Source organism: Rhodoferax ferrireducens (assembly GCF_049302455.1).
Classification (GTDB): domain Bacteria; phylum Pseudomonadota; class Gammaproteobacteria; order Burkholderiales; family Burkholderiaceae_C; genus Rhodoferax; species Rhodoferax ferrireducens_B.
Window position 1 is genome coordinate 43,951 of record NZ_JBAQMD010000032.1, and the last position, 23,265, is coordinate 67,215.

Here is a 23,265-nt window from a genome sequence, read left to right on the forward strand (position 1 = left end):
GCATAGTACACGGGGGCTAGAGGCCATTTACACCTGATAAATTGAGGACAGAGCTGCGTTTCGCTACGGTCTGTCCTGCAAGGTTTACAAGAACAAAGGGATTCATGAAGATTGCAGTTATTGGCGCCGGCATCATCGGCGTCACCACGGCCTATGAGCTGAGCCGTGATGGGCACGATGTCACCGTGCTGGAACGCTGTGGTGCCGCAGCCGAAGAAGCCAGTTTTGCCAATGCCGGCATCGTGACACCCGGCATGCCGAACCGGGAAGTCAGCCATTTTTTCAGCCGCCCTGCCCCGATCAGACTGAGTTGGCCCATTTCGGCTCACGAGCTGGCCTGGTTCTGGAAGTGGCGTCGCGCCCGTCGGCTTGACCGCCATCGAGCCAATCAGGCTCAGAGGCAGAGCCTGGCCAGCTACAGCCGTGAACGTTTGCACCACATCACGGCGGATCTAAAACTGGACTACGAACGCAGCGAGGGCCTCCTGATGTTGCTGCGCTCCGAGCAGGACAGCAAAATGGTACAGCCTGGTCTGCAACTGCTGCGTGAAGCGGGCCGGGACTTCAAGGAACTGAGCGCACCCGACGTCCGCAAGCTGGAGCCCGCCTTGAGTCCGGACACGCCATTTTTTGGTGCCATTCAACTCATCGATGCGGAAGTCGCCAACTGCCGCCAGTTTGCCCTGCTGCTCAAAAACGAGTCGCAACGCCGTGGCGTCAAATTTGAATTCAACACCGAAGTCACGCACATCAGCAGCGCCGGCGGCGTCACGCTCACGGTCGCCGGCGAAACCGGCGCCCGCCCCTTTGACGCGGCCGTGATCTGCGCGGGGACCGATTCGGCGCGCCTGCTTGTGCCCTTGGGCATCAGAGTAGCGCTAGCCGCCGTCCACGGCTACTCCATCAGCGCCCCTATTCGTGAGCCGCTCAATGCGCCGCGCAGTGGCGTCATCGATCGGCGCCACCAAGTGGCTATCACCCGCCTGGGCAACCGGGTGCGCGTGTCGGGCCTGGCCGAACTGGGCGGCGTACCTGGAAGAAACCGGGCCGACGCTCTGCAAACCCTGTACCGGGTGTTGCATGACTGGTTCCCGGGCGCCGCCAAACTGTCAAGCGGCGTGCAGGAGTGGAAAGGTGCACGCCCGACGTTGCCCGACGGGGCACCGATTGTGGGCGCCAGCGGTGTGCCGGGCCTATGGCTGAACCTGGGACATGGTGCCAGTGGCTGGGCCTTGAGTTGCGGCTCAGCCCGTGTTTTGGCCGACCTGATGGCGGGCCGACCACCTGACCTCGACGTCAACGCATTCGGCATCGAACGGCTGGGGCGCTAAAACAGGACATTCATCAGGGCCTGCTACATTGTCAGCCTAACCGGTTCACAGAAAATTCCCGCATGAGCCCTGAACTCTCTTTAAAACTCGCCGCTGCCGTGGACGGCATGCCTGCGTTTCCCAAAAGTGTGCAAAAGATCCTGGAACTCACGCGCGACGTCAACTGCTCGCCCAAGGATCTGGTGCAAGTCATTGACAAGGATCCGGTGGTCACGGTCAAGGTGCTGCGCGTCGTCAACTCGGCCTACTACAGCCTGCCCAAGCAGATCACCTCCATCAACCATGCGGTGGTTTACCTGGGCTTTAACACCATCAAAAACCTGGCCTTGAGCATCGCCGCCATCGGCATGTTGCCGGCCAGCAATGCGGCCGGTTTTGACGGCGCGCAGTACCTGCTTCACTCGCTGTCCACGGCGGCCATCGCCAAGCAACTGGCCTTGCGTCTGGATGACGCCGACCCGATGGACTGTTTTATTGCCGGCCTGCTGCACGATTTTGGCAAGGTGGTGTTCGCGCAGTTCATGCCGGCCGAATTTCGCAAGGCCCTGGAAACCAGCCAATGGAACGAGAGCTCACTGCACCTGGCGCTGCGAGACGTGATCGGTGCCGATCACGCGGTTGTCGGCGCGATGCTGGTCGAAAAATGGCGCTTCCCGGCCGACCTGGTGGAAACCATCCGCTACCAGTACGGTCCGGAAATCAAAGACACACCGATGATCGCCTGTGTCTTTGCCGCCAACCAGATCAGCAAGAAGCTCGAATTCGGCTTTGCCGGCAACCGCTGCGTCGAACAACTGCCACCCGCTATTGCGCAGCGGCTGGGTGGCACCTTGGACGAACTGATTGTCTCTTTGGGCGACCTGGCACCCCTGCTGGAAGAAGCCAAAATATTTTCAAAAGTTTGAGGTCACTGCATGAAAATCAGATTTTGGGGCGTGCGCGGCTCCATTGCTTCACCCGGCCCGAGCACCGTGCGTTATGGCGGCAACACCACCTGCATCGAGATTCGCACCGACAACAACGAGCTGATCATCCTGGACGCCGGCACCGGCATTTTTCCGCTGTCGCAGACGCTGCTGGCCGAGTTGCCGGTGACTGCCAACGTGTTTATCAGCCACTCGCACTGGGACCACATTCAGGGCCTGCCGTTTTTCATCCCCAACTTCATTCCCGGCAACACCTTGCGCCTGCATGGTGCGTTTGACCCGGTGTCGGGCAAGGGCGTGGAGCAGGTGATGGCGGTGCAACTGCAGTACAGCTATTTCCCGGTGCGCGAGGCCGAGATGAAGGCGCGCATGGAATACGTCACGCTCAAGCCCGAGCAGAGCCTGCAGATTGGCTCCGCCACGGTCACACCGTTTCTCATGAATCACCCCGTGATTGACTTCGGTTACCGCATTGAAGCCAACGGTAAATCGGTGTTCTTTACCGGGGACCATGAGCCGCCGCTCAACATCTACGAACCAGGCGACGAGAGCTACGACGAGTACCAGGGTTTTATTGATGAAAAAGCCCACAGCATCCTGCGCGCCATGCACGGCGTCGATGTGCTGATTGCCGACAGTTCCTACACTGAAGCGGAATACCCGGCCAAAAAAGGCTGGGGCCACGGCACCTTCAACTCCAGCTTCGCGTACGCCAAGGCGGCTGGCGCCAAGATGCTGTTTTGCACGCACCATGAACCGACCCGCAGCGACGATGCACTCGAAGCCGCTTTCCGCCAAGTGCTGCTTGACAACCCGTCGCTCGCCGGTGGCCCCGAGGTTCGACTCGCGCGCGAGGGCGAAACCTACGAGTTTTAGAACCGATGCAAAAAGTAGACTTCCGAACCCGCCACGCCTTGTTCAACGTGGCGGCCACACGCGCCATGGAGCAGGCGGCACAGGCCGCCCTGCCCACTCACAGCCTGATGCAGCGCGCCGGGCTAGCCGTGGCGCAACTGGCGCTCGCCCTGGCGCCGCACGCCCAGCGCATCTGGATCGCCTGCGGCCCCGGCAACAACGGCGGCGACGGGCTGGAAGCCGCCATGCACTTGCAGCGCTGGGGCAAGCAGCCGGTGCTCACCTGGCTCGGCAGCCCAGACACGGCGCCAGCCGATGCCGCGGCTTCTTACCAGCGCGCGCTGCAAGCCGGCGTCACCTTCTCGCAGACGCCGCCCGACGCGTTTGATTTGTGTATTGATGCCTTGCTGGGCATCGGCACCCAGGTGCGCGAGCCCGACGGTCGCATGGCCGACTGGATCAGGTTGATCAACGCCAGCAAGCAGGCGGTGCTGGCGGTGGACTTGCCCACCGGCCTGCACGCCGACACCGGCGCCGTCACGCAACTGAGCGTCAAGGCCACGCACACCTTGAGCCTGCTCACACTCAAACCCGGCTTGTTCACCGCGCATGGGCGCGACGCCGCTGGCAGCGTCTGGCTGGCTGACCTCGGCGTGGATCAGCTCAGCGCCCTGGCGCAACAACCGCTTGCACCCGCGGCCTGGCTGGCAGGCGCGCCGCCGGCAGCCGAGCGCCCGCATGCCTCGCACAAAGGCAGCTACGGCGATGTCGCCGTGGTGGGCGGCGCACCCGGCATGACCGGTGCCGCCCTGCTGGCCGCGTCGGCCGCGCTGCACGCGGGCGCCGGGCGGGTTTTTGTCGGCTTGCTCGACGGTGGCACGCTGAGCGTGGATACCAGCCAACCCGAGTTGATGTTCCGACCGGTCGAGGCACTTGACTTGTCCGCCATGACGGTCGTTTGCGGCTGTGGTGGCGGGGACGCCGTTCGTGCTCAGCTGCCCAGAATTTTATCGGCTGCAGCCCCCGTCGTTATTGATGCAGATGCTATAAATGAGATAGCAAATGACACCCAGCTTCAAACCTTGCTGACCGATCGCAGCCCACGTGGTGCCGCCACGGTCCTGACCCCGCACCCATTGGAAGCCGCGCGCCTGCTGGGCACCAGCGCGGCACAGGTCCAGGCCGATCGCCTCGCCGCTTGCGGGCAACTGGCCGAGCGCTATCAGTGCACCGTGGTGCTCAAAGGTTCGGGCACCGTGATGGCTGCCCCCGGCCAGACGTCCGTCATCAATCCCACCGGCAACGCCCGCCTGGCCACCGCAGGTACGGGCGATGTACTGGCGGGGCTGATTGGCGCGCGCCTGGCGGGCGGCCTGGACGCTTTTCAGGCCGCTTGCCAGGCGGTCTACCAGCACGGTCTGGCGGCCGATCGGTGGCCCACCGAGCGCGCCCTGACCGCCGGGTCTCTCGCCAGGGGCCTATAAAAATAGTAGCCACTTACGTTAGCAGGCGTGAAATGATTTCGCGCTTGGGCAGCCGCATACCGCGCGTCACCAGAAGCATCGCAAGCTCGGCCCGGGCATGCACCTCGCCCATATCACGCTGCAGCGCCAACACAGCCTGAAACGCTCCGCTGTCGCGATGACAAAACAAGCTCTCGCGACAGCCCTGCCTTGTGGCGCCAAACCGTATCGGACACTTTTTTGCAGTTGCGGAGCTGGTGTATCCGACAGCCCTTGCCAAAGCTGCTCAGGAAGAATGAATGAGCCGCTCACGCCCCAGACAGCTACTAAATAGATAGCTATAAACCAAGACAGAACGGGGGCTAGTGGCCTATTTTATATAAATACACGGTGGCGCTGATCTACGTCAATAGTGCGGGTCATTTTCGAGCCGACCTGTTGCTGCAGTACCCAAAACGCACCCGTCTCATCGCAAACACCTAGCGCCAACCCTGGAAAAACCATTATTCTCTTGCACTGCACAAGCGCTGTCCCGGCGTCAACGCCCATAGAAAGAGGCCCTCACGGTTAAAGCCCGCATGAATCCAGATTTTTTCAGTCGCGCTCGCGGGTCATTTTTGTACTCAACATCTGGGCGCTGGCGTTCTGCGCCAGCCGCACGTTGCGCCAAGACGAGCCGGGCATTGATGAAATCATGACGAAAATGTGACCATGAATCCCGTCACCAAGACGCCGGATGATCTGGCAGATACCTCACTGATCCGTGCTGCCGGGCGGCTGGTTCTGGTCTATGCTGTCTTTGCCGGCTTATGGATTTGGCTCTCGGATGAGTTGCTGGCGCGGCTGGTCAGCGATCCGGCCCAAATCGTCCAGGCCAGCATCTTTAAGGGCTGGCTGTTTGTGGCCGCCACATCCCTGTTGCTTTATGGCTTGCTGCGGCGACTGCTGAGGCAGAGCCTTGTTGCCTCGATGCGCGAGCAAGAAGCGCAAACCGAAAATCATCGCAGCCAGCAGTTGCTGACGGCTCTGATTGACAGTTCAACGGACGCCATCTTCGCCAAGGACCTGGCCGGACGCTACTTATTGTTCAACCACGAAACCACGCGCGTCATGGGCACCACACCTGAGCGGGCGCTGGGCCATGATGACACGGCACTGTTCCCGCCTGAGCAAGCCGAGTTGATCCGCGCCAACGATCAGCGCGTACTCGCGTCGAACCGGACCACCAGCTACGAGGAAACACTGGATACGGTCGATGGCGAGCGCGTTTTTCTTGCCACCAAGGGGCCCCTGCGCGACAGCAGTGGACAAGTCATCGGCCTGTTTGGCATCTCGCGCGACATCAGCGACCGAAAGAGAGACGAAGCCAGACTCACCCTGCAAGCGCGCCGCGCCGAGGCGCTGTTGACGCTGCCTGGCGCAGCCGAAATCATGACTGAGAGCGCCTTCATGCAGCATGGGCAGGAGTTGGCCGAGCAGCTCACCGGCAGCCAGATCGCCTTCATTCATCTGGTGCACGACGACCAGGAAGCGATTGAACTGGTGACATGGTCGCGCAGCACGCTGGCGCAGTACTGCACCGCCGCTTTTGACAGGCACTACCCCATCAGCCAGGCCGGCGTCTGGGCCGATGCACTGCGCCAGCGTGCGCCGGTGGTCATCAATGACTACGCCAGCGTGATGGACAAACACGGCCTGCCTGAAGGGCATGCGCAGCTCGACCGCCTGATCAATGTGCCGGTCATCGACGGTGGCCTGGTGCGCATGATGGCCGGCGTAGGCAACAAGCCCGAGCCCTACACCGAGGCCGACGTGGAAACGGTGCGCCTGATCGCCGACGCCGTCTGGCGCATCGTGCGTCAACGCCGGGCCGAGACAGCGCTGCACGAAAGCGAGCAGCGGCATCGTCTGCTCGCCGACAACGCCAGTGATGTCATCTGGACCATGGACCTCAAAGGCCGCTTCACCTACGTCAGTCCTTCGGTCGAAAAGCTTCGCGGTTTCACCAGTGCGGAAGTGATGCAGCAAACACTGGCGCAAACCCTGTGCCCCTCATCCATCCCGGTAGCGACCGAGGCGCTGGGCAAGTCCATGGCTGCCATGGCAGCCGGTTTGCCCTTCATCGGATTCAGGGGCGAGTTGGAACAACCTTGCAAGGACGGATCAACGGTCTGGACCGAGATTTCCACCAATGGCATCCGCAATGAGCACGGTGAATTTATCGGTATCGTCGGCGTCAGCCGCAATATCGCCGAGCGCAAAGTCCAGCAACAACAGCTTCAACTCGCGGCGCAGGTGTTTGCGCAGGGGCGCGAAGGTATCACCGTCACCGATGCTCTGGGCCACATCATCATGGTCAACCGGGCCTTTACCGAGATCACCGGCTATACGCAAGCCGAGGTGCTGGGCCAAAACCCGCGCATCCTGAAATCCGGGCGACAAAGCCCGGAGTTTTACCTCGACATGTGGGCTGCCCTCACCACGTCGGGCCATTGGGCTGGCGAAATATGGAATCGACAGAAAGACGGTACGGTGTACCCGGAGTGGCTGGCCATCTCGGCACTGCGTGACAGCCAGGGCCAAACCACGCACTATGTCGCGAGCTTTAGCGACTTGAGCAGCGCCAAGGCTGCTGAAAGCCGCATCCAGTGGCTGTCGCAATTCGACACCCTCACCGGCCTGCCCAACCGTACCCTGCTGCAGGACCGCACGGCGCTGGCCATCAGCATGGTGCAACGCGCGCGGGAGCCGCTGACCATGCTGCTGGTCGCCATCGACCATTTTGGCGCCGTCAATGACACCCTGGGGCATCAGCTTGGCGACGAGCTATTGGTCGAAATGGCCAGGCGCCTGAGCGATTCAGTGCGCGAGCAAGATACCGTGTCCCGTATGGGCGGCAAAGAATTTGTGCTGGTTTTGCCTGGCACACCGGCCATGGGAGCCGCACACCTGGCCACTGAACTGCTCTGGAAACTGTCCCGACCCTGCTCACTGGGCGTGCACGAACTGACCCTGACGGCATCGATCGGCATTGCCAGCTTCCCGGACAACGGGGCTGACTTCGACATGCTGTTCAAAGCGGTTGAAATTGCCATGCACCGTGCGCAGCTCAAGGGACGCGACACCTATCAGTTCTACAGCGACGACCTGTATGAGCAAGTGCTGGCGCACGACCGCCTGATAAAAGCCTTGCGCCAGGCGATCGTGCTGAATCAACTGCAACTGGTGTACCAGCCCCAGGTGGACTTGCAAACCGGGCAAATTTGCGGTGTCGAGGCGCTGTTGCGCTGGCAGCACCCCGAACTCGGCGCCGTGTCGCCGGGGCAGTTCATTCCCCTGGCCGAGGAATCGGGCCTCATCATCGGCATCGGTGAGTGGGTGTTGCGCCGTGCCTGCCAGGACATTCGCCGCTGGCTTGATCACGGTATCAAAGTCCCACATGTGGCGATCAATGCATCGCCCTTGCAATTTCGCGACAACAATTTGGTGCTTCAGGTCAAAGCCGCCCTGACCGAATCGCAGATCGACCCGGCGCTGATTTATATCGAGGTCACCGAGAGTGCACTGATGGATGACGTGCCACGCAACGAGTCCATGCTCAAGGCGCTAAAAGACCTGGGCATCAAGCTCTCGCTGGACGACTTTGGCACCGGTTACTCGTCGCTGAGCTACCTCAAGCGCTTTCCATTTGACCAGGTCAAGATCGACCGGTCTTTTGTGCAGGACATTGCCACCAGCCAGAGCGACAGCCTGCTGGTGAAGGTGATTGTGTCCATGGCCCATGGCTTGGGTATGAAGGTCATTGCCGAAGGGGTGGAAACCGAAGCCCAGTGCGAGATCATGCGCACCAGCATCTGTGACGAAATTCAGGGCTATTTCTTTTGCAAGCCGATCTCAGCCCAGGCGATTGAAGAACTGTTTTCTGAGGGTCGCCAGTTGCCAGCGCATCTGCTGCGCCTGCAAAAGCCGCAGCGCACGCTGCTGCTGGTGGACGACGAGCCCAACATCCTGGCCTCGCTCAAGCGCCTGTTCAGGCGCGATGGCCATCTGATCCTGACCGCCAACAGTGGCGCAGAGGGGCTGGAGCTGTTGTCCAGACAAAAGGTCGATCTGATCATCTCGGATCAGCGCATGCCGGGCATGACCGGGGTGGAGTTCCTGCGCGCCGCCAAAGCCCTGTACCCTGACACGATTCGCATCGTGCTGTCAGGCTACACCGAGCTGCAGTCCGTGACGGATGCCATCAATGAAGGCGCCGTCTACCGCTTTTTGACCAAGCCGTGGGAGGATGAGCCACTGCGCGAGCACATCAACAAAGCCTTTGAATACAAGGAGTTGCAGGAGGAAAACCGCCAGCTCGACATCAAGATTCGCACCACCAACCAGGAGTTGATTGCCGCCAATCGGCAACTCGGCGACATCCTGCAAAACAAGCGCTACCAGATCGAACGCGACGAAACCAGTCTGGCGATTGCGCGTGAAGCCTTGCAGCACATGCCGCTGCCCGTGATTGGGGTGGATGACGAAGGCTTGATTGCGTTTGCAAATGTGGCTGCCGAGCACCGGTTCGCCGACGCCGGCGCCTTGCTCGGCATTGAACTGGCTCGGGCGCTACCCGCCGTTGATGCAGCCATCGCCGCTGCCGTTGAAGGGACGCCCTGCGAGCTGCTGATTGACGACACCCGCTACCTGGTCAAGTGGAACCCCATGGGCATCAACTCGCGCTCCAGAGGAAAAATAGTCACCTTGATTCATACCGGGCCTGCTGCATGAGCGATTTGCAGCGACAAGACCGGTTGAAACGATTATTTCGGCTGGCCGGCAACAACGCAGAGGGGCGCTACCTGCTTGCGCTCATGGCGCGCTACCGGAGGGTTGCCTTGCCATGAACCACATCGTGATGGACGACGTGCTGGGAAGAATCCACAACCTGCCCTCGCTGCCAATGGTGGTGATGGAGTTGTTGGCGTGCATGGGCCAGGACGACGCCAACATTGAGGCACTGGCGGAAAAGATCACAAAGGACCAGGCCTTGTCGGCCAAGACCTTGCGCCTTGCCAATTCATCCTTTTATGGCATGGCGCGCCAAGTCACCACCATCCAGGAAGCCATTGCCATCCTGGGTTTCAGAACGGTGCGCAGCCTGGCCGCCACAGCCGCCCTGATTGGCAACTTCTTCGCCAACCCTGGCAACAGCTTCGATTTCACCCCGTTCTGGCGCCACGCCATTGGGGCTGCCGTGTGCGCCCGGGAACTGGCGCCCCACCTCCATCTCAACCCGGACCAGGCCTACACCGCAGGCCTGCTGCACGACATTGGGCGCCTGGTGTTGGTCACGCAGTTTCAGCCACAGTACCAGGCCACCATGACGTACCGGGCCGAGCGGGATTGCCATCTGCTGGATGCCGAACACGCCGTGCTGGGCCTTGACCACGCGCAGGTGGGCCATGCGCTGACGCAGCTCTGGCAGTTCCCGCTGACCATGCAACAAGCGCTGGCCGAGCACCATGCGCCCAGCAGCCTTGGCATGCAGCCGCTCTCGCTGGTGGTGATGGCCGCTGACGCCATTGCCCATGCGCTGGACTTGTCGATGGACGCCGACGACCTGGTTGCGCCTGTGCCGTCGGGTCTGTGGCAACAACTGGGTCTGGATGAAGCGACCCTGCTGCAGGTGTTTGCGAGCGTCGAACAACAGTTCGACACCACCAGTCTGCTTTTGAACGGCTGAGGACTCAAGCTTATGAACAGTCCAGTCCGGGCCAATGCGACGGCAGCTCAAGGTCTTGCCGACGTCGATCAAGCCATTTTCTTCAATGCCAGTCCGGTGCCGGCCTTCGTGATCGACTTGAACCATGTGGTCACCCACTTCAATCACGCCTGCGCCATGACCTTGGGGGTCACCGCGGACCAGGTGGTCGGGCGCAAGGGCATTGGTCGTGTATTTCATGGCCATGACCGGCCCATGATGGCCGACATGATCGTCGATGGCGTCATGCAAAAGGCCGTCGACGATCTCTACCAGAGTAGCTATCGCGGCTCACTGGCAGTCGTCGATGCCTACGAGGCCGAGGCATTTTTTTCCAGCTTGGGCGCCGCCGGGCGATGGTTGTTTTTCACCGCGGCGCCGATTCGAAACCAGCAGGGTGAACTGGTGGGCGCAATTGAAACCCTGCAGGACATTACCGAGCGAAAAGTGGCGGAAGCCGCGTTGATGAAGGCGCAGCTTGAAGTCGAACAGATGGTCGAGCAGCGCACCGCGCAGTTGGCCGAGGTCAATCGCACCCTGCGTGACGATGTCAAACGTCGCGAAACCGCGGAACGCGAGTTGCTGGACCGCAATGACGAACTCAACGCCCTCAATGTCAAGCTGTCAGCCGTCAAGGAACATTTGATTCAGTCTGAAAAGCTGGCCTCCATTGGCCAATTGGCCGCTGGCATTGCGCACGAAATCAATAACCCGATTGGCTATATCTTTTCCAACTTTGGCACGCTGGAAAACTACCTGACACAACTGTTTGGCATGCTGGACGCCTATGAAAAGGCCGAAGTCGCGTGCTATGCACCACAAACCCTGCAAGCGCTCCAGGCCAAGCGCGAAGAAATAGAGCTGGCTTTTCTGAAAGAAGATATTCCGGTCCTCATGCGTGAATCAAAAGAAGGCATTGTGCGGGTGCGCAAGATCGTGCAAGACCTGAAAGATTTCTCGCACGTTGACACCAACCCCGATTGGCAATTTGCCAACCTGAACCAGGGTATTGACTCGACGCTCAATGTGATCAACAACGAAATCAAGTACAGGGCCGACTTGGTCAAAGACTATTGCGACCTGCCCGAGGTGCAATGCATGCCCTCACAGATCAACCAGGTGGTGATGAATCTGGTGCTTAATGCGGCGCAAGCCATGGGCGCTGAGCGCGGCAGGATCACCGTGCGCACCGGTGTGGCCGATGACAAGGTCTGGCTGGAGGTGATTGATAACGGAAGCGGCATCCCGAAGGACGTCTTGCCGCGCATCTTTGATCCGTTCTACACCACCAAGGCGGTCGGCAAAGGTACCGGCCTGGGCTTGTCGCTGTCGTATGGCATCGTACAAAAGCATCACGGCAGCATCGACGTTCAATCTGAAATCGGCAAAGGCAGCACCTTTCACGTCACACTGCCACTCAGGCAGCCCGCCACGCCGGCAGCCAATGGAGCCAGCGCAACATGACAGACATCAGCATCACGGCTTCCGGCGCCAGTGCAGCGCGGCTGCCCACCATTTTGTGTGTGGACGACGAGCCCAATATTTTGTCGGCGCTCAAACGGCTGTTTCGCGGCAAAGGCTGGCGGGTACTGTCCGCCGAAGGGGGCCAGGCCGCCCTGGCGCTGCTGGAGACGCAGACCGTTGACCTGGTCATCTCCGACATGCGCATGCCAGAGATGGATGGCGCCCAATTTTTGGCACAAGTGCGCGTGCGCTGGCCCGACACGGTACGCCTGTTGCTGACCGGTCACTCCGACATCAACGCCATCATTGACGCTGTCAACCGGGGAGAAATTTACCGCTACATCACCAAACCGTGGGACGACAACGACATCGTGCTGATCGTGCGCCAGGCGCTGGAGCGCCAGGCACTGGAGCATGAGAAGAAGCGCCTGGAAGCGCTGACCAAGCGCCAGAACGAAGAACTCAAAGCCCTCAACGCGAGTCTGGAAGCCAAGGTAGAAGCGCGCACGACTGAACTCAGGATTGCCAACGAGTCACTGCAAGACGCCAATGAGCGACTGAAAAGCAGCTTCGTCACCTCGATCAAGGTATTTTCCACCCTGATGGAAATGCGCGGCGGCAATTTGGCCGGGCACTCGCGTCGTGTGGCCGATCTGGCGCGGCGCATGGCCAGCAAACTCGAACTCGACAGCAAGCTGGTGCAGGATATATTTGTCGCTGGCCTGCTGCACGAGATTGGCAAGGTCGGCTTTGCCGACGAACTGCTGAACACGCCGGTGGCGATGATGAAACCAGAGCAGTTGGACGCCTACCGCAAGCACACGGTGCAAGCCGAGCAGTTGCTGCTGCCGCTGGCCGAATTGCGCGCTGCCTCTGACATCATCACGGCACAATTTGAACGCTTTGATGGCAGCGGCTTCCCAGCCCAGCTCGCCGGGCCCAACATCCCCATCGGAACCCGGATTTTGTCGCTGGCCAGTGACTACGACAACATGCAAATCGGCACGCTGACACACAGCCGTTTGAAACCGGAAGAAGCCAAAATCCTGATCATCCACAGCAGCGGGCAGCGCTATGACCCGCAGGTGGTGAGCGCCTTTCTGGAAGTGCTCAGCGGTGCGGCACGGCAAGCCGCGGGCAAGGAGAACTTTGCTGAAATGACGGTCAACGCGTGTGACCTGAAAGCAGGCATGGTGCTGGCGCGCGATCTCATCACGCCGAGCGGCTTGTTGATGCTGTCGGCAGAGCATGTGCTCGATCAACGCATGATCGGCAAGATCATCACTTTTGAAAAGTCAGGCGGCATGGAACTGATCGCCCACATTCGCGTGGACAGCGCAACCTGAATGGCAATTTTCCCAATGAACATCCGGTACACAAACAGGCGTCAGATTTTCGAGTCGGCCCGCCGGCGCCTGGTTTCTTCCCGTGGCTTGGGTTATGACAAAGCGATCAGGAGCCTGGTTTGAACGCCACGGCCAACCGCGATATCTCCGTGGACCAGCTTCGTGTGGGGCTGTACGTCCATCTCGACTTGAAGTGGTTTGAGCATCCATTCGCGTTTGGTCATTTCAAGATCAAGTCCGAGGAACAAATCACGCTGATCCGCAGCCTAGGTCTGAAGACTGTGCGCTTCAGCCAGGAACTGAGCGAGGGCAGTCCCCCGCCCCAGGTGGTCGCACCGCTCACTCCCATACTCAACGCGGCTGCGGCTGCCGGCATGGCGCCGGAGCTGTCTCAGATCATGCTGGCCAAGCAGGCCATGATGGCGCAGATGCGGCTGCGAAGGCAGGCGACCGAGCGCATCGAGAATGCCTTTGTCAACACCGCCAAGACCATCCGCAACATCGAGAAAAACCTGTACAGCCGCCCGCTTGAAACCGTGCAGCAGGCCACCCTGCTGATTGGCCAGATCACCGATTCGATTCTCAGTGCCCCGGAACTGGCGATTCATGTGATGGGCGACAAGATGGGGGGCGAAGAGCTGTACTTGCATTCGCTCAACGTCACCATGCTGTCGATCATGATGGCCCGCGACATCAAACTGCCGGTTGAGGTCGTGAGCGTGCTCGGCGTCGGTGCGCTGCTGCACGACATCGGACGCAAGGAAGTGCCCGACAAGATCTTGCACAAAACCGAAGCACTGACGCAGGCAGAGCGTAGCTTCTATGAGATGCACTGCCAGTTTGGAGTCGAGATGGGGCAGCGCCTGCATCTGAGCCCTGCAACGCTGGCCATTATCCGGGAGCATCACGAGCTGTTTGACGGCACCGGCTATCCGGCCAAACTCAAAGGCGAATCGGTCAGCCTGCTGTCGCGCATCGTGGCCATTGCCAACTATTACGATGAGTTGTGCAACCCGTCTGCCATTGCCGATGCACTGACACCGCACGAAGCACTGTCCCTCATGTTTGCCAAGTTGCGCAGCAAGTTCGACCCCAAGCTGCTGCAGGTCTTCATTCGCTGTCTGGGGGTGTATCCGCCCGGTACGATCGTGCAGCTGTCCAACGGCGCCATTGGCATGGTGGTCACCGTCAACACGGCACGCCCCATGAAGCCCACATTGGTGGTGTATGACCCCGAGGTCGCCAAGGATGACGCGATTTTGCTTGACATGGAGCGTGAGACCGAGGTCAACATTGCGAAAGCCATCCGGCCGGCCCAAGTGCCGCAAGAGGTGTACAACTACTTGAGCCCGCGCAAACGGGTCAGCTACTACTTTGATGCGTCCTCTGCACGGCCACAGGCGGGCACGCCATGAATACGCTGGCCAGACTGATGCTTGACAACAGCCCCGAGATGTCGCTGTTGGTCAACCCGGCAACGCTGCAGATCATGATGGCCAACGCGTCGGTGGTCAAAACGCTGGGCTACTCGCTGGCGCAGTTGCAGGGCTTGGCGATCACCGAGATTGAGAGTGCGCTACAGGATGTGTTCTATTGGGACGACGTTCGAACTGGCCAGTATCTTGAAGTACAGAATCAGGAGGGGCAGTATCGCTGCGCGCAGGGAGAGCTGTTGACGGTCAACAAGTCAATTCGGTTGCTTGACCATGAAGGGGCGCCTCTGCTGCTGGTGCAGGCCGTGCAGACCCGCAATGAGCGCAAGGCGGAGGACGCGCTGGCACAAACCTTGTCGCAGTTGCGAGCCACGCTGGAGTCCACTGGCAATGGCATCCTGGTCATTGGCTGGCAAGGCCGGATCGAGAGCATGAACCGCCTGTTTGGCAAGATGTGGGAGATTTCTGACGATCTGCTCGACTCGCATGACGATGGGCGTATTCTGGGTTTTGTGGCCGGGCGTGTCATCGAGTCCGAGCTGCTTCACGCTCGACTGGGTGCGATCGTGGACAAACGCGAGACCGAAGACCTGCTGCATCACCAGGACGGCCGCGTGTTCGAGGTCAGTTCGCGGCCGCAGTATCTGGGTGAGCAGATTATTGGCCGCGTGTTTGGTTTTCAGGACATCACCCAGCGCACGCTGGCCGAAGCCGCATTGCGTGAATCGCGCGACCTGCTGGAACAAAGAGTGGGATCCAGAACAGCCGACTTGAATACCGTCAATGAGACGCTGCAGCAAGAAAAGGAGCGCCAGGCCATTTTGATCAAGCGACTGGAAGAGGCGCAAAACCAGCTGCTGCAATCGGAGCGCATGGCGTCCATCGGCCAACTGGCGGCCGGCGTCGCGCATGAAATCAACAATCCGGTCGGGTTTGTCAACTCCAATCTGGGCTCCTTGCAGCGCTATGTCACCGACATGCTCAGGCTGCTGTCGGTCTACGAGAAGGCTGAGGGCGCCCTCCCCGGGGCAGCGATACAAGAGATAAACCAGGTCAAGGCGGACATCGATGTCGCGTTCCTGCGCGAAGATGTCACCAACTTGCTGGTCGAGTCGCTGGACGGGCTCAAGCGCGTCACGCGCATCGTGCAGGACTTGAAAGATTTTTCTCATGTGGATGAATCAGAGCGCCAGTGGGCCGACCTGGAGGCCGGGCTGGAGAGCACCTTGCGCGTGGTCTGGAACGAGCTCAAGTACAAGGCCGAGGTGATCAAGGAGTTTGCAGGTATTCCGCAGGTCGAGTGTTTTGCTTTTCAGCTTAACCAGGTGTTCATGAACCTGTTGATCAACGCCTCGCACGCCATTGAAGGACGTGGCACCATTGCCGTTCGCACCGGGCACGACGACACCTGTGTGTGGGTGGAAGTGCAAGACAGCGGCCGCGGCATCAAACCGGAGCATCTATCCCGGATTTTTGAACCGTTTTTCACGACCAAACCGGTCGGCCAAGGCACTGGGCTGGGCCTTTCACTGGCTTACGGTATTGTCAAAAAACACGACGGGCGCATTGAAGTCAAGAGCGAATTGGGACAGGGGACGGTGTTCAGGGTGATCCTGCCAAAGAAAACCAAGACGCTATAAAAATAGTAGCTGCATACGCAGTCTACATGCTGGCTACAGCCAGATTTCTTATATAAAATCTAGCCACGCCCGGCAAACGGCATCTTGGTTGCCATCACGGTATGGAACATCACGTTCGCTTCCAGCGGTAAATTGGCCATGTACAGCACCGATTGGCCGACGATGTTGACATCCATTAACGGCTCGATGGCAACATCGCCATTGGCCTGCAAGATGCCGGTTGCCATACGCTGGGCCATTTCGGTCGCAGCGTTGCCGACATCAATCTGTCCAACGGCAATATCGTACTTGCGGCCATCGAGCGAAGCCGCCTTGGTCAGGCCCGTGACAGCGTGTTTGGTCGCCGTGTAGGCAATCGAATTGGGGCGCGGGGTGGTGGCAGAAATCGAACCATTGTTAATGATGCGCCCACCAGACGGGGTCTGCGCCTTCATGACCCGAAACGCCTGCTGGATGCACAGGAACATACCGGTCAGGTTGATGTCCACCACGTTCTTCCACTGCACCAGCGTCAGGTCTTCCAGCGCAATACCGGGCGCGCCGACACCCGCATTGTTGAACAGCACATCGACGCGCCCAAATGCACTCACCGTGGCATCAAACAATGCCTTGACAGAATCAGCGTCAGACACATCGGTGGGCACGGCCAGCGCTCGCTCGGGCGCCGCACCCAAGGCGATCACCTCGGCCAGTGGCTCGGGGCGTCGACCGGCCAGCACCACCCGGTAGCCGTGCGCAAGCAGCGCCAGCGCAGCCGCCTTGCCTATGCCACTGCCAGCGCCGGTGACGATGGCGACTTTTGAAGTTGAACTCATATTTGTTGCTTGCGTAAAAAAATTAGTGGCCTCAAATCAGGAGCGTCGACGTGGCTTGCGTCCTGCTTCCTTGCTCTTGCTGGCGGATTTTGGCGCGCGCACATCGGGTTCCGAAGTTTTTCGTGCCCGGCGCTTGCCCGCTGCGTTGGCAGACCCGCCAGCGGGAGCATCACGGCTGCCAGCGGCGCGCGGCAACTCTTTGTCTTTGCCGCCCCGCGCAGCCAGTGCCTCCCCCTCGTGAATCAGCCGGAAATCAATGCGTCGCCCATCCAGGTCCACCCGGCTCACCTGCACCTGAAGCCGGGTGCCAATCGCGTAGCGCATACCAGTGCGCTCACCGCGCAACTCCTGGCGCATCTCATCAAACTTGAAATAATCGCCACCGAGCTCCGTGATATGCACCAGGCCCTCGACATACATGGCGTCCAGCGTGACAAAAATACCGAAGCTGGTCACGGAGCTGACAACACCCCCGTACTCCTCACCCAAATGCTCGCGCATGTACTTGCACTTGAGCCAGGCTTCGACATCGCGGCTGGCCTCGTCGGCGCGACGTTCATTGGCGCTGCAATGCATGCCCGCAGCTTGCCAAGCCTGCGTTTCCACGCTCAATTTTTTGGGCTTCTGCCCCGGCTCGGCGACGCGCGCGGCCAAGCCCTTTTCGAGTCGCCGTGAGAGCTTGGCGTGAGCCTCGCCCGGCAGCGGCAACACTGGCAAATGGTATTTGGTTCCGGCCAGAATCGCCTTGATGACCCGGTGCACCAGCAGATCCGGGTAGCGCCGAATCGGACTGGTGAAATGGGTGTAGGCTTCAAACGCCAGGCCAAAATGGCCCTCATTCACGGGCGTGTAAATCGCCTGCTGCATGGAACGCAGCAGCATGGAGTGAATCTGCTGGGCGTCGGGCCGGTCTTTGGTGGCGTTGGCAATGGTCTGAAACTCGCCCGGCGAGGGATTGTCACTGATGGAATGCCCCACGCCGGTAACTTTGAGGTAGTTGCGCAGAATCTCTTTTTTCTCGGGTGTCGGGCCTTCATGCACCCGAAACAACCCTGCATGCTTGCTCTGGGCAATAAAGTCCGCGCTGCAGACGTTGGCCGCCAACATGGCCTCTTCGACAATTTTGTGCGCATCATTGCGTGTGCGCGGAATGATTTTCTCGATTCGCCCACTCTCATCACACACGATCTGCGTCTCAACGGTTTCAAAATCAACCGCGCCGCGGCGTGCACGCGCCTTCAGCAGGGCCTGAAAGACATCGTGCAGGTTGATCAAATCACCCACCCGCTCTTTGCGCTTGAGGGCTTCGGGGCCATGCGTATTGGCCAAAATTGCAGCCACCTCGGTGTAGGTAAAGCGAGCATGGCTCCACATCACAGCCGGGTAAAACTGGTAAGCCGAGACCTCCCCGTCCGCGCTGATCATCATGTCACACACCATGCACAGGCGTTCGACTTCAGGGTTGAGCGAACACAGACCGTTGGAGAGTTTCTCCGGCAGCATCGGGATCACGCGGCGCGGAAAATACACGCTGGTGGCGCGTTCATAGGCGTCGATATCAATGGCCGAGCCGTTTTCCACATAATGGCTCACGTCGGCAATGGCCACCAGCAAACGCCAGCCCTGCTCCGCCGTCTTGCCCTTGCCAATCTTCACTGGTTCGCAATACACCGCATCGTCAAAATCACGGGCATCCTCGCCGTCGATCGTGACCAAGGGCACGTCGGTCAGATCGACCCGGTGCTTCTTGTCTTGCGGACGCACGTGGTCAGGCAAGGTGCGCGCCAATGCAGTGCAGGCCTCTGAAAACTCATGCGGCACACTGTATTTGCGCACCGCAATTTCAATCTCCATGCCGGGGTCGTCGACCTCGCCGAGTATTTCCTTGATGCGCCCAACCGGCTGACCGTACAGGGACGGTGGCTCGGTCAACTCAACGACCACGACCTGACCCGGTTTGGCCAGGCCGGTCGCCGATTTGGGAATTAAGACATCCTGCCCGTAGCATTTGTCTTCCGGCACCACAATCCAGATGCCACTTTCCTGCAACAAGCGCCCGATGATGGTTTGACTTGTTCTTTCGATGATCTCAAGCACGCGGCCTTCGGGGCGACCTTTGCGATCACTGCGCACAATGCGCACCTTGACCCGGTCCTTGTGCAGCACGGCACGCATCTCGTTGGGGGGCAAATAGATGTCCGGTTGACCGTCATCACGGGTCACAAACCCATGTCCATCACGGTGACCCAGCACAGTTCCTTCAACTTCGTCCAGCAAGCCGCTGGTTTGGCTAATATTTTTGATACAATAATCCTCTTTCCTGAAATGCCCGGATGGCGGAATTGGTAGACGCGCACGGTTCAGGTCCGTGTGCCGAAAGGTGTGGAGGTTCGAGTCCTCTTCCGGGCACCAATGTTAATGAAAACCAGAGATCTTCTAGCAAGATTTCTGGTTTTTTTTTGGCCAGGAACCACTGCACTTGCATCGGCTCCTGGCTTGTCCTGAAATATTCCAAGGCTTGAATCTTAAAACGGCTGAGCCACAAGATCGTGTCCCTGTGCACCGACAATGCGCGCTTTGGTGAATTCACCAACCCGTAAAGTCTTGCTGATTTTTTCCGGCGGCAGCAGTTTCACCACGCCATCAATCTCAGGCGCATCGGCATAGGAGCGGCCGAGGCCGCCCTTTTTACCCAAACCAGGCGCCGAATCAACCAACACTTGCATCGTGGCACCGATGCGCTGTTGCAGCTTGGCGCTTGAGACTGCCTCGGCGACCGCCATGAAGCGTGCGCGCCGCTCTTCGCGCAATTCAATCGGCAACATACCGCCAATGTCATTGGCGACAGCGCCCTGCACCGGGCTGTAGGCAAAACAACCGGCACGGTCAATTTGAGCCTCCCGCATGAAATCGAGCAAATGTGAAAACTCTTCTTCCGTCTCGCCCGGAAATCCTGCGATGAACGTGCTGCGCACCACAATATCGGGACAGACTTCACGCCAGCGCTGGATGCGCTCCAGGTTTTTCTCGCCGCTGGCCGGGCGTTTCATGCGCTTGAGCACCTCCGGGTGACTGTGTTGCAGAGGCACATCCAGGTAGGGCAACACTTTGCCGGCGGCCATCAAAGGCAACAAGTCATCGACACTCGGGTACGGGTAAACATAGTGCAAACGCACCCAGGCACCATAAGGCTCGGCCATGTCGCCCAGTGCTGCGGCGAGTTCCAGCAGGCGGGTCTTGGTAGGTTTGCCATCCCAGAAACCGGTGCGGTATTTGACATCCACGCCATACGCTGACGTGTCCTGGCTGATCACCAGCAACTCCTTCACACCGCCTTCAAACAGGGCGCGCGCTTCCTTGAGCACGTCACCAATCGGGCGCGACACCAGATCGCCGCGCATGGACGGAATGATGCAAAAAGTACAGCGGTGGTTGCAGCCTTCGCTGATCTTGATGTAGGCGTAGTGCCGGGGCGTGAGCTTGATGCCCGCCACACCGAAAGCATTGGGCACCAGATCAATAAACGGGTCGTGCGGCTTGGGCAAGTTGGCATGCACCGCATCCATCACCTCCTGCGTTGCCTGCGGGCCGGTCACGGCCAGCACGCTCGGGTGCATTTGCCGCACCAGGTTGCCGCCACCCTCGGCGGTTTTGGCGCCCAAACAACCGGTGACGATCACCTTGCCGTTTTCGGCCAGCGCTTCACCGATGGTGTCCAGGCTCTCTTTGACCGCATCATCGATAAAACCACAAGTGTTGACGATCACCAGATCGGCACCCTGAAATGTCTTGGAGGTTTGATAACCCTCGGCGCTCAATTGCGTGAGGATCAGTTCGGAATCTGTCAGCGCCTTGGCGCAACCCAAGCTGACGAAACCGACTTTGGGTGCTGTATTGCTTTTTGTAATAACTTCGCTCATAAATAAATAAATTGTTCCAGCATTTGCGTCACGATCAGCGTTTGATGCCAAACGCCCCGAGCATCTGACCGGTCTGTTTTTGCATCTGTTCCTGCATTTGCTCGAACAGGTTTTTGGATTGTTCCAGTTTGCCGCCCAGCATGCTCTGCAGCACGGGGGACTGCAACGCCATGAACTGGGTCCACATTTCCGGTGACAGACCTTTGCTTTGTTCTGCAAATTTGGCCTGAACATCCATCAATTGCTGCATGTTTTTTTCCAGGTAGCCGCCCATGAAACCCTGCATGGCATGGCCATAGAAACGGATCACACTGGCCAGCACCGGCGCGGTGAACATGGGAGAGTCATTGGACTCTTCTTCCAGAATGATTTGAAGAAGGATGCTGCGCGTCAGGTCTTCACCGGTTTTGACATCGATCACGACAAAGGGCTCACTGTCCATCACCAGGCGTTTGACCTGGGCCAGCGTGATGTAACTCGACGTGTCGGTGTCGTAAAGGCGTCGGTTAGGGTATTTTTTTATGATCCGCTGGGTGACTTTTGGCTCAGCGACTTTCTTGGATTGCATGGGATTCCCTTAAGCACAGTTCGAAGCTGAAATAGCTGTATTGCACTGCAGCACATTTTAGGGATTACACCAGCACGAACGTCCCAAGGTTTACCCTGAGGCCAAGTGCAACTAAAAAATAATTGCCGCCACAACGGGACTCAAAGCGATCAAATTACAGTCCAAGCGACGCATTTTAACCGCCTATCAAGACAACAGGCGCCAATACACTCTGAATACCCGGCGATCTTGAAATGCCTTGCCGGCGTCCTTGAACTCGTCAACCACATCAGCCAACAGGCTTGTCAAACCAGCGCCTGGCGCTTGGCAACCCGATCAGCGACAAAAGCAAAGGCAAAAATCAGCCCTTCGGCCATGGATTGTTCGATGGCATGACGTTCATGTTCAGTCAGGTAGAACATCATGTCCACATCGTGCCGGACATAACGCGCAGGCAGGCGGTTCAATGCGACGCAGGCCACATCAGCCAGCATATCGGACGTGAAACCCGGGTGCGCCGCAGACTGCCGGGCCACCGCCTCAAACACCAGTCGTTCGTAATAGTTGTGAACCTGTTCAAAATTGATAACCATGAAATCCTCCAGAAAATCGCCAGACATCAACCGTTCAAAGAAATGACCTTAGCAGCTCCCCTTGACCCTGACAAGAAAAATCAACGTGAAGAATCATGAGAAAAATTGCCAGGACTGTGGCAATGCGACGGATGATAGCTATGAAACATGTAGCAAGTCTTCAATCTGCGCTATAGTTTCGGCCAGCGCCGGAAAACTACAGATATCAAATGTCTGACGACTTTTGCCAGTTCAAGACGCTCGTCGATCAATCAATACCAAAAGGAGAGTTGTCTCATGAGTTCCAAAGAAAATGCTGCAATCGGTCAACTGCTTGAACTTCTCGAGTCGCGTTATGCCATTCGGGTTCTGTGGGCCTTGAGGGACGGTCACGCGCAGACTTTTCGATTGCTGCAGGACAGCGTAGGCACTATCACTCCCAACACGCTGAACACCCGCATCAAGAATTTGCGCGCAGCCGGACTGGTCGACCACGGCAATGAGGGCTACGTCGTCACGACTTTGGGGGCGGATCTGCTCAAACGCTTGGCCGACCTGCCGGCATTTGCCACCAAATGGGTGGCAACCCTTGCCAAGAAAGACATTTGAACACCCCGGTCTGCTGAGACTTTTTATTAATGGCTGTAGCCCTTGTAAACAGGGCGTATTAAGCTATCTTTTTTATAGCAAACAAGGACTTCAACATGACAACGACCTCCTCTGGACTTCAATATGAAGACACCATAATCGGCTCTGGCCCACAGTCGACCAAGGGCCAAAGCGTCACGGTTCACTACACCGGCTGGCTTTATAACGACGGCGTTCAAGGTGCCAAGTTTGACTCCAGCAAAGATCGCAACGACCCATTTGTCTTTTCGCTGGGCGCCGGTATGGTGATTCGAGGCTGGGACGAAGGCGTGGCAGGCATGCAGGTAGGCGGCTCACGCACCCTGATCATCCCGGCGGCGCTGGGTTATGGCGCGCGCGGTGCCGGTGGTGTCATTCCGCCCAATGCCACATTGAAGTTTGACGTCGAACTGCTCGGCCTGTCAGGCTGACCTGCTGAGCCACCAAGCGGCTTACCCAACGGCCCGGCGCACATCCGGCGCGCTCGCTTTGTTCCTGAGCCGGCTTTCGGCTCGTACGTCTTGCGCTCTTGAATTGTCTGTGTATGGCCCCATATCGAGGGCTTAGTATTTGAAATTTA

At 58.9% G+C, this 23,265-nt stretch carries 17 protein-coding genes and 1 tRNA gene; 13 read left to right on the forward strand and 5 right to left on the reverse strand.

Features of this window, described 5'->3' with window-relative positions; genetic code table 11:
* Positions 1-104: 104 nt before the first annotated feature.
* From WA157_RS05710 to WA157_RS05755, 10 genes are all read left to right on the forward strand, one after another.
* Positions 105-1,331: an FAD-dependent oxidoreductase gene (locus WA157_RS05710; RefSeq protein ID WP_422620050.1), complete on the forward strand. Its 1,227-nt coding sequence runs from the start codon at positions 105-107 to the stop codon at positions 1,329-1,331.
* Between the two features lie 62 nt (positions 1,332-1,393).
* A complete protein-coding gene (locus tag WA157_RS05715) occupies positions 1,394-2,236 on the forward strand; it encodes an HDOD domain-containing protein (protein ID WP_422620051.1) in 843 nt (280 codons plus the stop codon).
* A gap of 9 nt (positions 2,237-2,245) precedes the next feature.
* Positions 2,246-3,133, forward strand: coding sequence for an MBL fold metallo-hydrolase (locus WA157_RS05720; protein ID WP_422620052.1), 888 nt, complete (start codon positions 2,246-2,248; stop codon positions 3,131-3,133).
* Between the two features lie 5 nt (positions 3,134-3,138).
* Positions 3,139-4,596 (forward strand): NAD(P)H-hydrate dehydratase, encoded by a 1,458-nt coding sequence (locus WA157_RS05725; RefSeq protein WP_422620053.1) that lies wholly within the window; start codon positions 3,139-3,141, stop codon positions 4,594-4,596.
* A 690-nt stretch (positions 4,597-5,286) separates the two neighbouring features.
* Entirely contained in the window at positions 5,287-9,348 is a 4,062-nt protein-coding gene (locus WA157_RS05730; protein WP_422620054.1) for an EAL domain-containing protein, read from the forward strand.
* Between the two features lie 112 nt (positions 9,349-9,460).
* The gene (locus WA157_RS05735; RefSeq protein ID WP_422620055.1) at positions 9,461-10,303 is read left to right on the forward strand and encodes an HDOD domain-containing protein; all 843 of its coding nucleotides are present in this window, start codon (positions 9,461-9,463) and stop codon (positions 10,301-10,303) included.
* Positions 10,304-10,315: 12 nt separating this feature from the next.
* On the forward strand, positions 10,316-11,785 hold the full coding sequence (locus WA157_RS05740) for an ATP-binding protein (RefSeq protein ID WP_422620056.1): 1,470 nt from the start codon (positions 10,316-10,318) through the stop codon (positions 11,783-11,785).
* Positions 11,782-13,131, forward strand: coding sequence for an HD domain-containing phosphohydrolase (locus WA157_RS05745; protein ID WP_422620057.1), 1,350 nt, complete (start codon positions 11,782-11,784; stop codon positions 13,129-13,131). The genes WA157_RS05740 and WA157_RS05745 overlap by 4 nt, the downstream gene beginning before the upstream one ends.
* A 119-nt stretch (positions 13,132-13,250) precedes the next feature.
* Positions 13,251-14,546: an HD-GYP domain-containing protein gene (locus WA157_RS05750; RefSeq protein WP_422620058.1), complete on the forward strand. Its 1,296-nt coding sequence runs from the start codon at positions 13,251-13,253 to the stop codon at positions 14,544-14,546.
* Positions 14,543-16,204 carry an ATP-binding protein gene (locus WA157_RS05755; protein WP_422620059.1) on the forward strand — a complete coding sequence of 554 codons (1,662 nt, stop codon included), beginning with the start codon at positions 14,543-14,545 and terminating at the stop codon, positions 16,202-16,204. The genes WA157_RS05750 and WA157_RS05755 overlap by 4 nt, the downstream gene beginning before the upstream one ends.
* A 59-nt stretch (positions 16,205-16,263) precedes the next feature.
* Here the strand turns inward: WA157_RS05755 and WA157_RS05760 are convergent, their stop codons facing one another.
* Both WA157_RS05760 and rnr read right to left on the reverse strand, forming a co-directional pair.
* Positions 16,264-17,019: an SDR family oxidoreductase gene (locus tag WA157_RS05760; RefSeq protein WP_422620060.1), complete on the reverse strand. Its 756-nt coding sequence runs from the start codon at positions 17,017-17,019 to the stop codon at positions 16,264-16,266.
* A gap of 36 nt (positions 17,020-17,055) precedes the next feature.
* Positions 17,056-19,296 (reverse strand): ribonuclease R, encoded by a 2,241-nt coding sequence (gene rnr, locus WA157_RS05765; RefSeq protein WP_422620061.1) that lies wholly within the window; start codon positions 19,294-19,296, stop codon positions 17,056-17,058.
* A 50-nt stretch (positions 19,297-19,346) separates the two neighbouring features.
* Between rnr and WA157_RS05770 the strand changes: the two genes are divergently transcribed.
* Positions 19,347-19,431: transfer RNA gene (locus tag WA157_RS05770), tRNA-Leu, on the forward strand.
* A 113-nt stretch (positions 19,432-19,544) separates the two neighbouring features.
* Here WA157_RS05770 and rimO read toward each other — a convergent pair.
* The 3 genes from rimO to WA157_RS05785 form a co-directional block, all read right to left on the reverse strand.
* Positions 19,545-20,939: a 30S ribosomal protein S12 methylthiotransferase RimO gene (rimO, locus tag WA157_RS05775; RefSeq protein WP_011464268.1), complete on the reverse strand. Its 1,395-nt coding sequence runs from the start codon at positions 20,937-20,939 to the stop codon at positions 19,545-19,547.
* A 34-nt stretch (positions 20,940-20,973) separates the two neighbouring features.
* A complete protein-coding gene (gene phaR / locus WA157_RS05780; protein ID WP_422620062.1) occupies positions 20,974-21,507 on the reverse strand; it encodes a polyhydroxyalkanoate synthesis repressor PhaR in 534 nt (177 codons plus the stop codon).
* A 284-nt stretch (positions 21,508-21,791) separates the two neighbouring features.
* Positions 21,792-22,079: a late competence development ComFB family protein gene (locus WA157_RS05785; protein WP_011464266.1), complete on the reverse strand. Its 288-nt coding sequence runs from the start codon at positions 22,077-22,079 to the stop codon at positions 21,792-21,794.
* A gap of 276 nt (positions 22,080-22,355) precedes the next feature.
* Between WA157_RS05785 and WA157_RS05790 the strand changes: the two genes are divergently transcribed.
* Together WA157_RS05790 and WA157_RS05795 are read left to right on the forward strand one after the other, a co-directional pair.
* Complete coding sequence (locus WA157_RS05790) at positions 22,356-22,667, forward strand: winged helix-turn-helix transcriptional regulator (RefSeq protein ID WP_011464265.1); 312 nt, start codon at positions 22,356-22,358, stop codon at positions 22,665-22,667.
* A gap of 95 nt (positions 22,668-22,762) precedes the next feature.
* Positions 22,763-23,116: an FKBP-type peptidyl-prolyl cis-trans isomerase gene (locus WA157_RS05795; RefSeq protein ID WP_422620063.1), complete on the forward strand. Its 354-nt coding sequence runs from the start codon at positions 22,763-22,765 to the stop codon at positions 23,114-23,116.
* Positions 23,117-23,265: the final 149 nt, after the last annotated feature.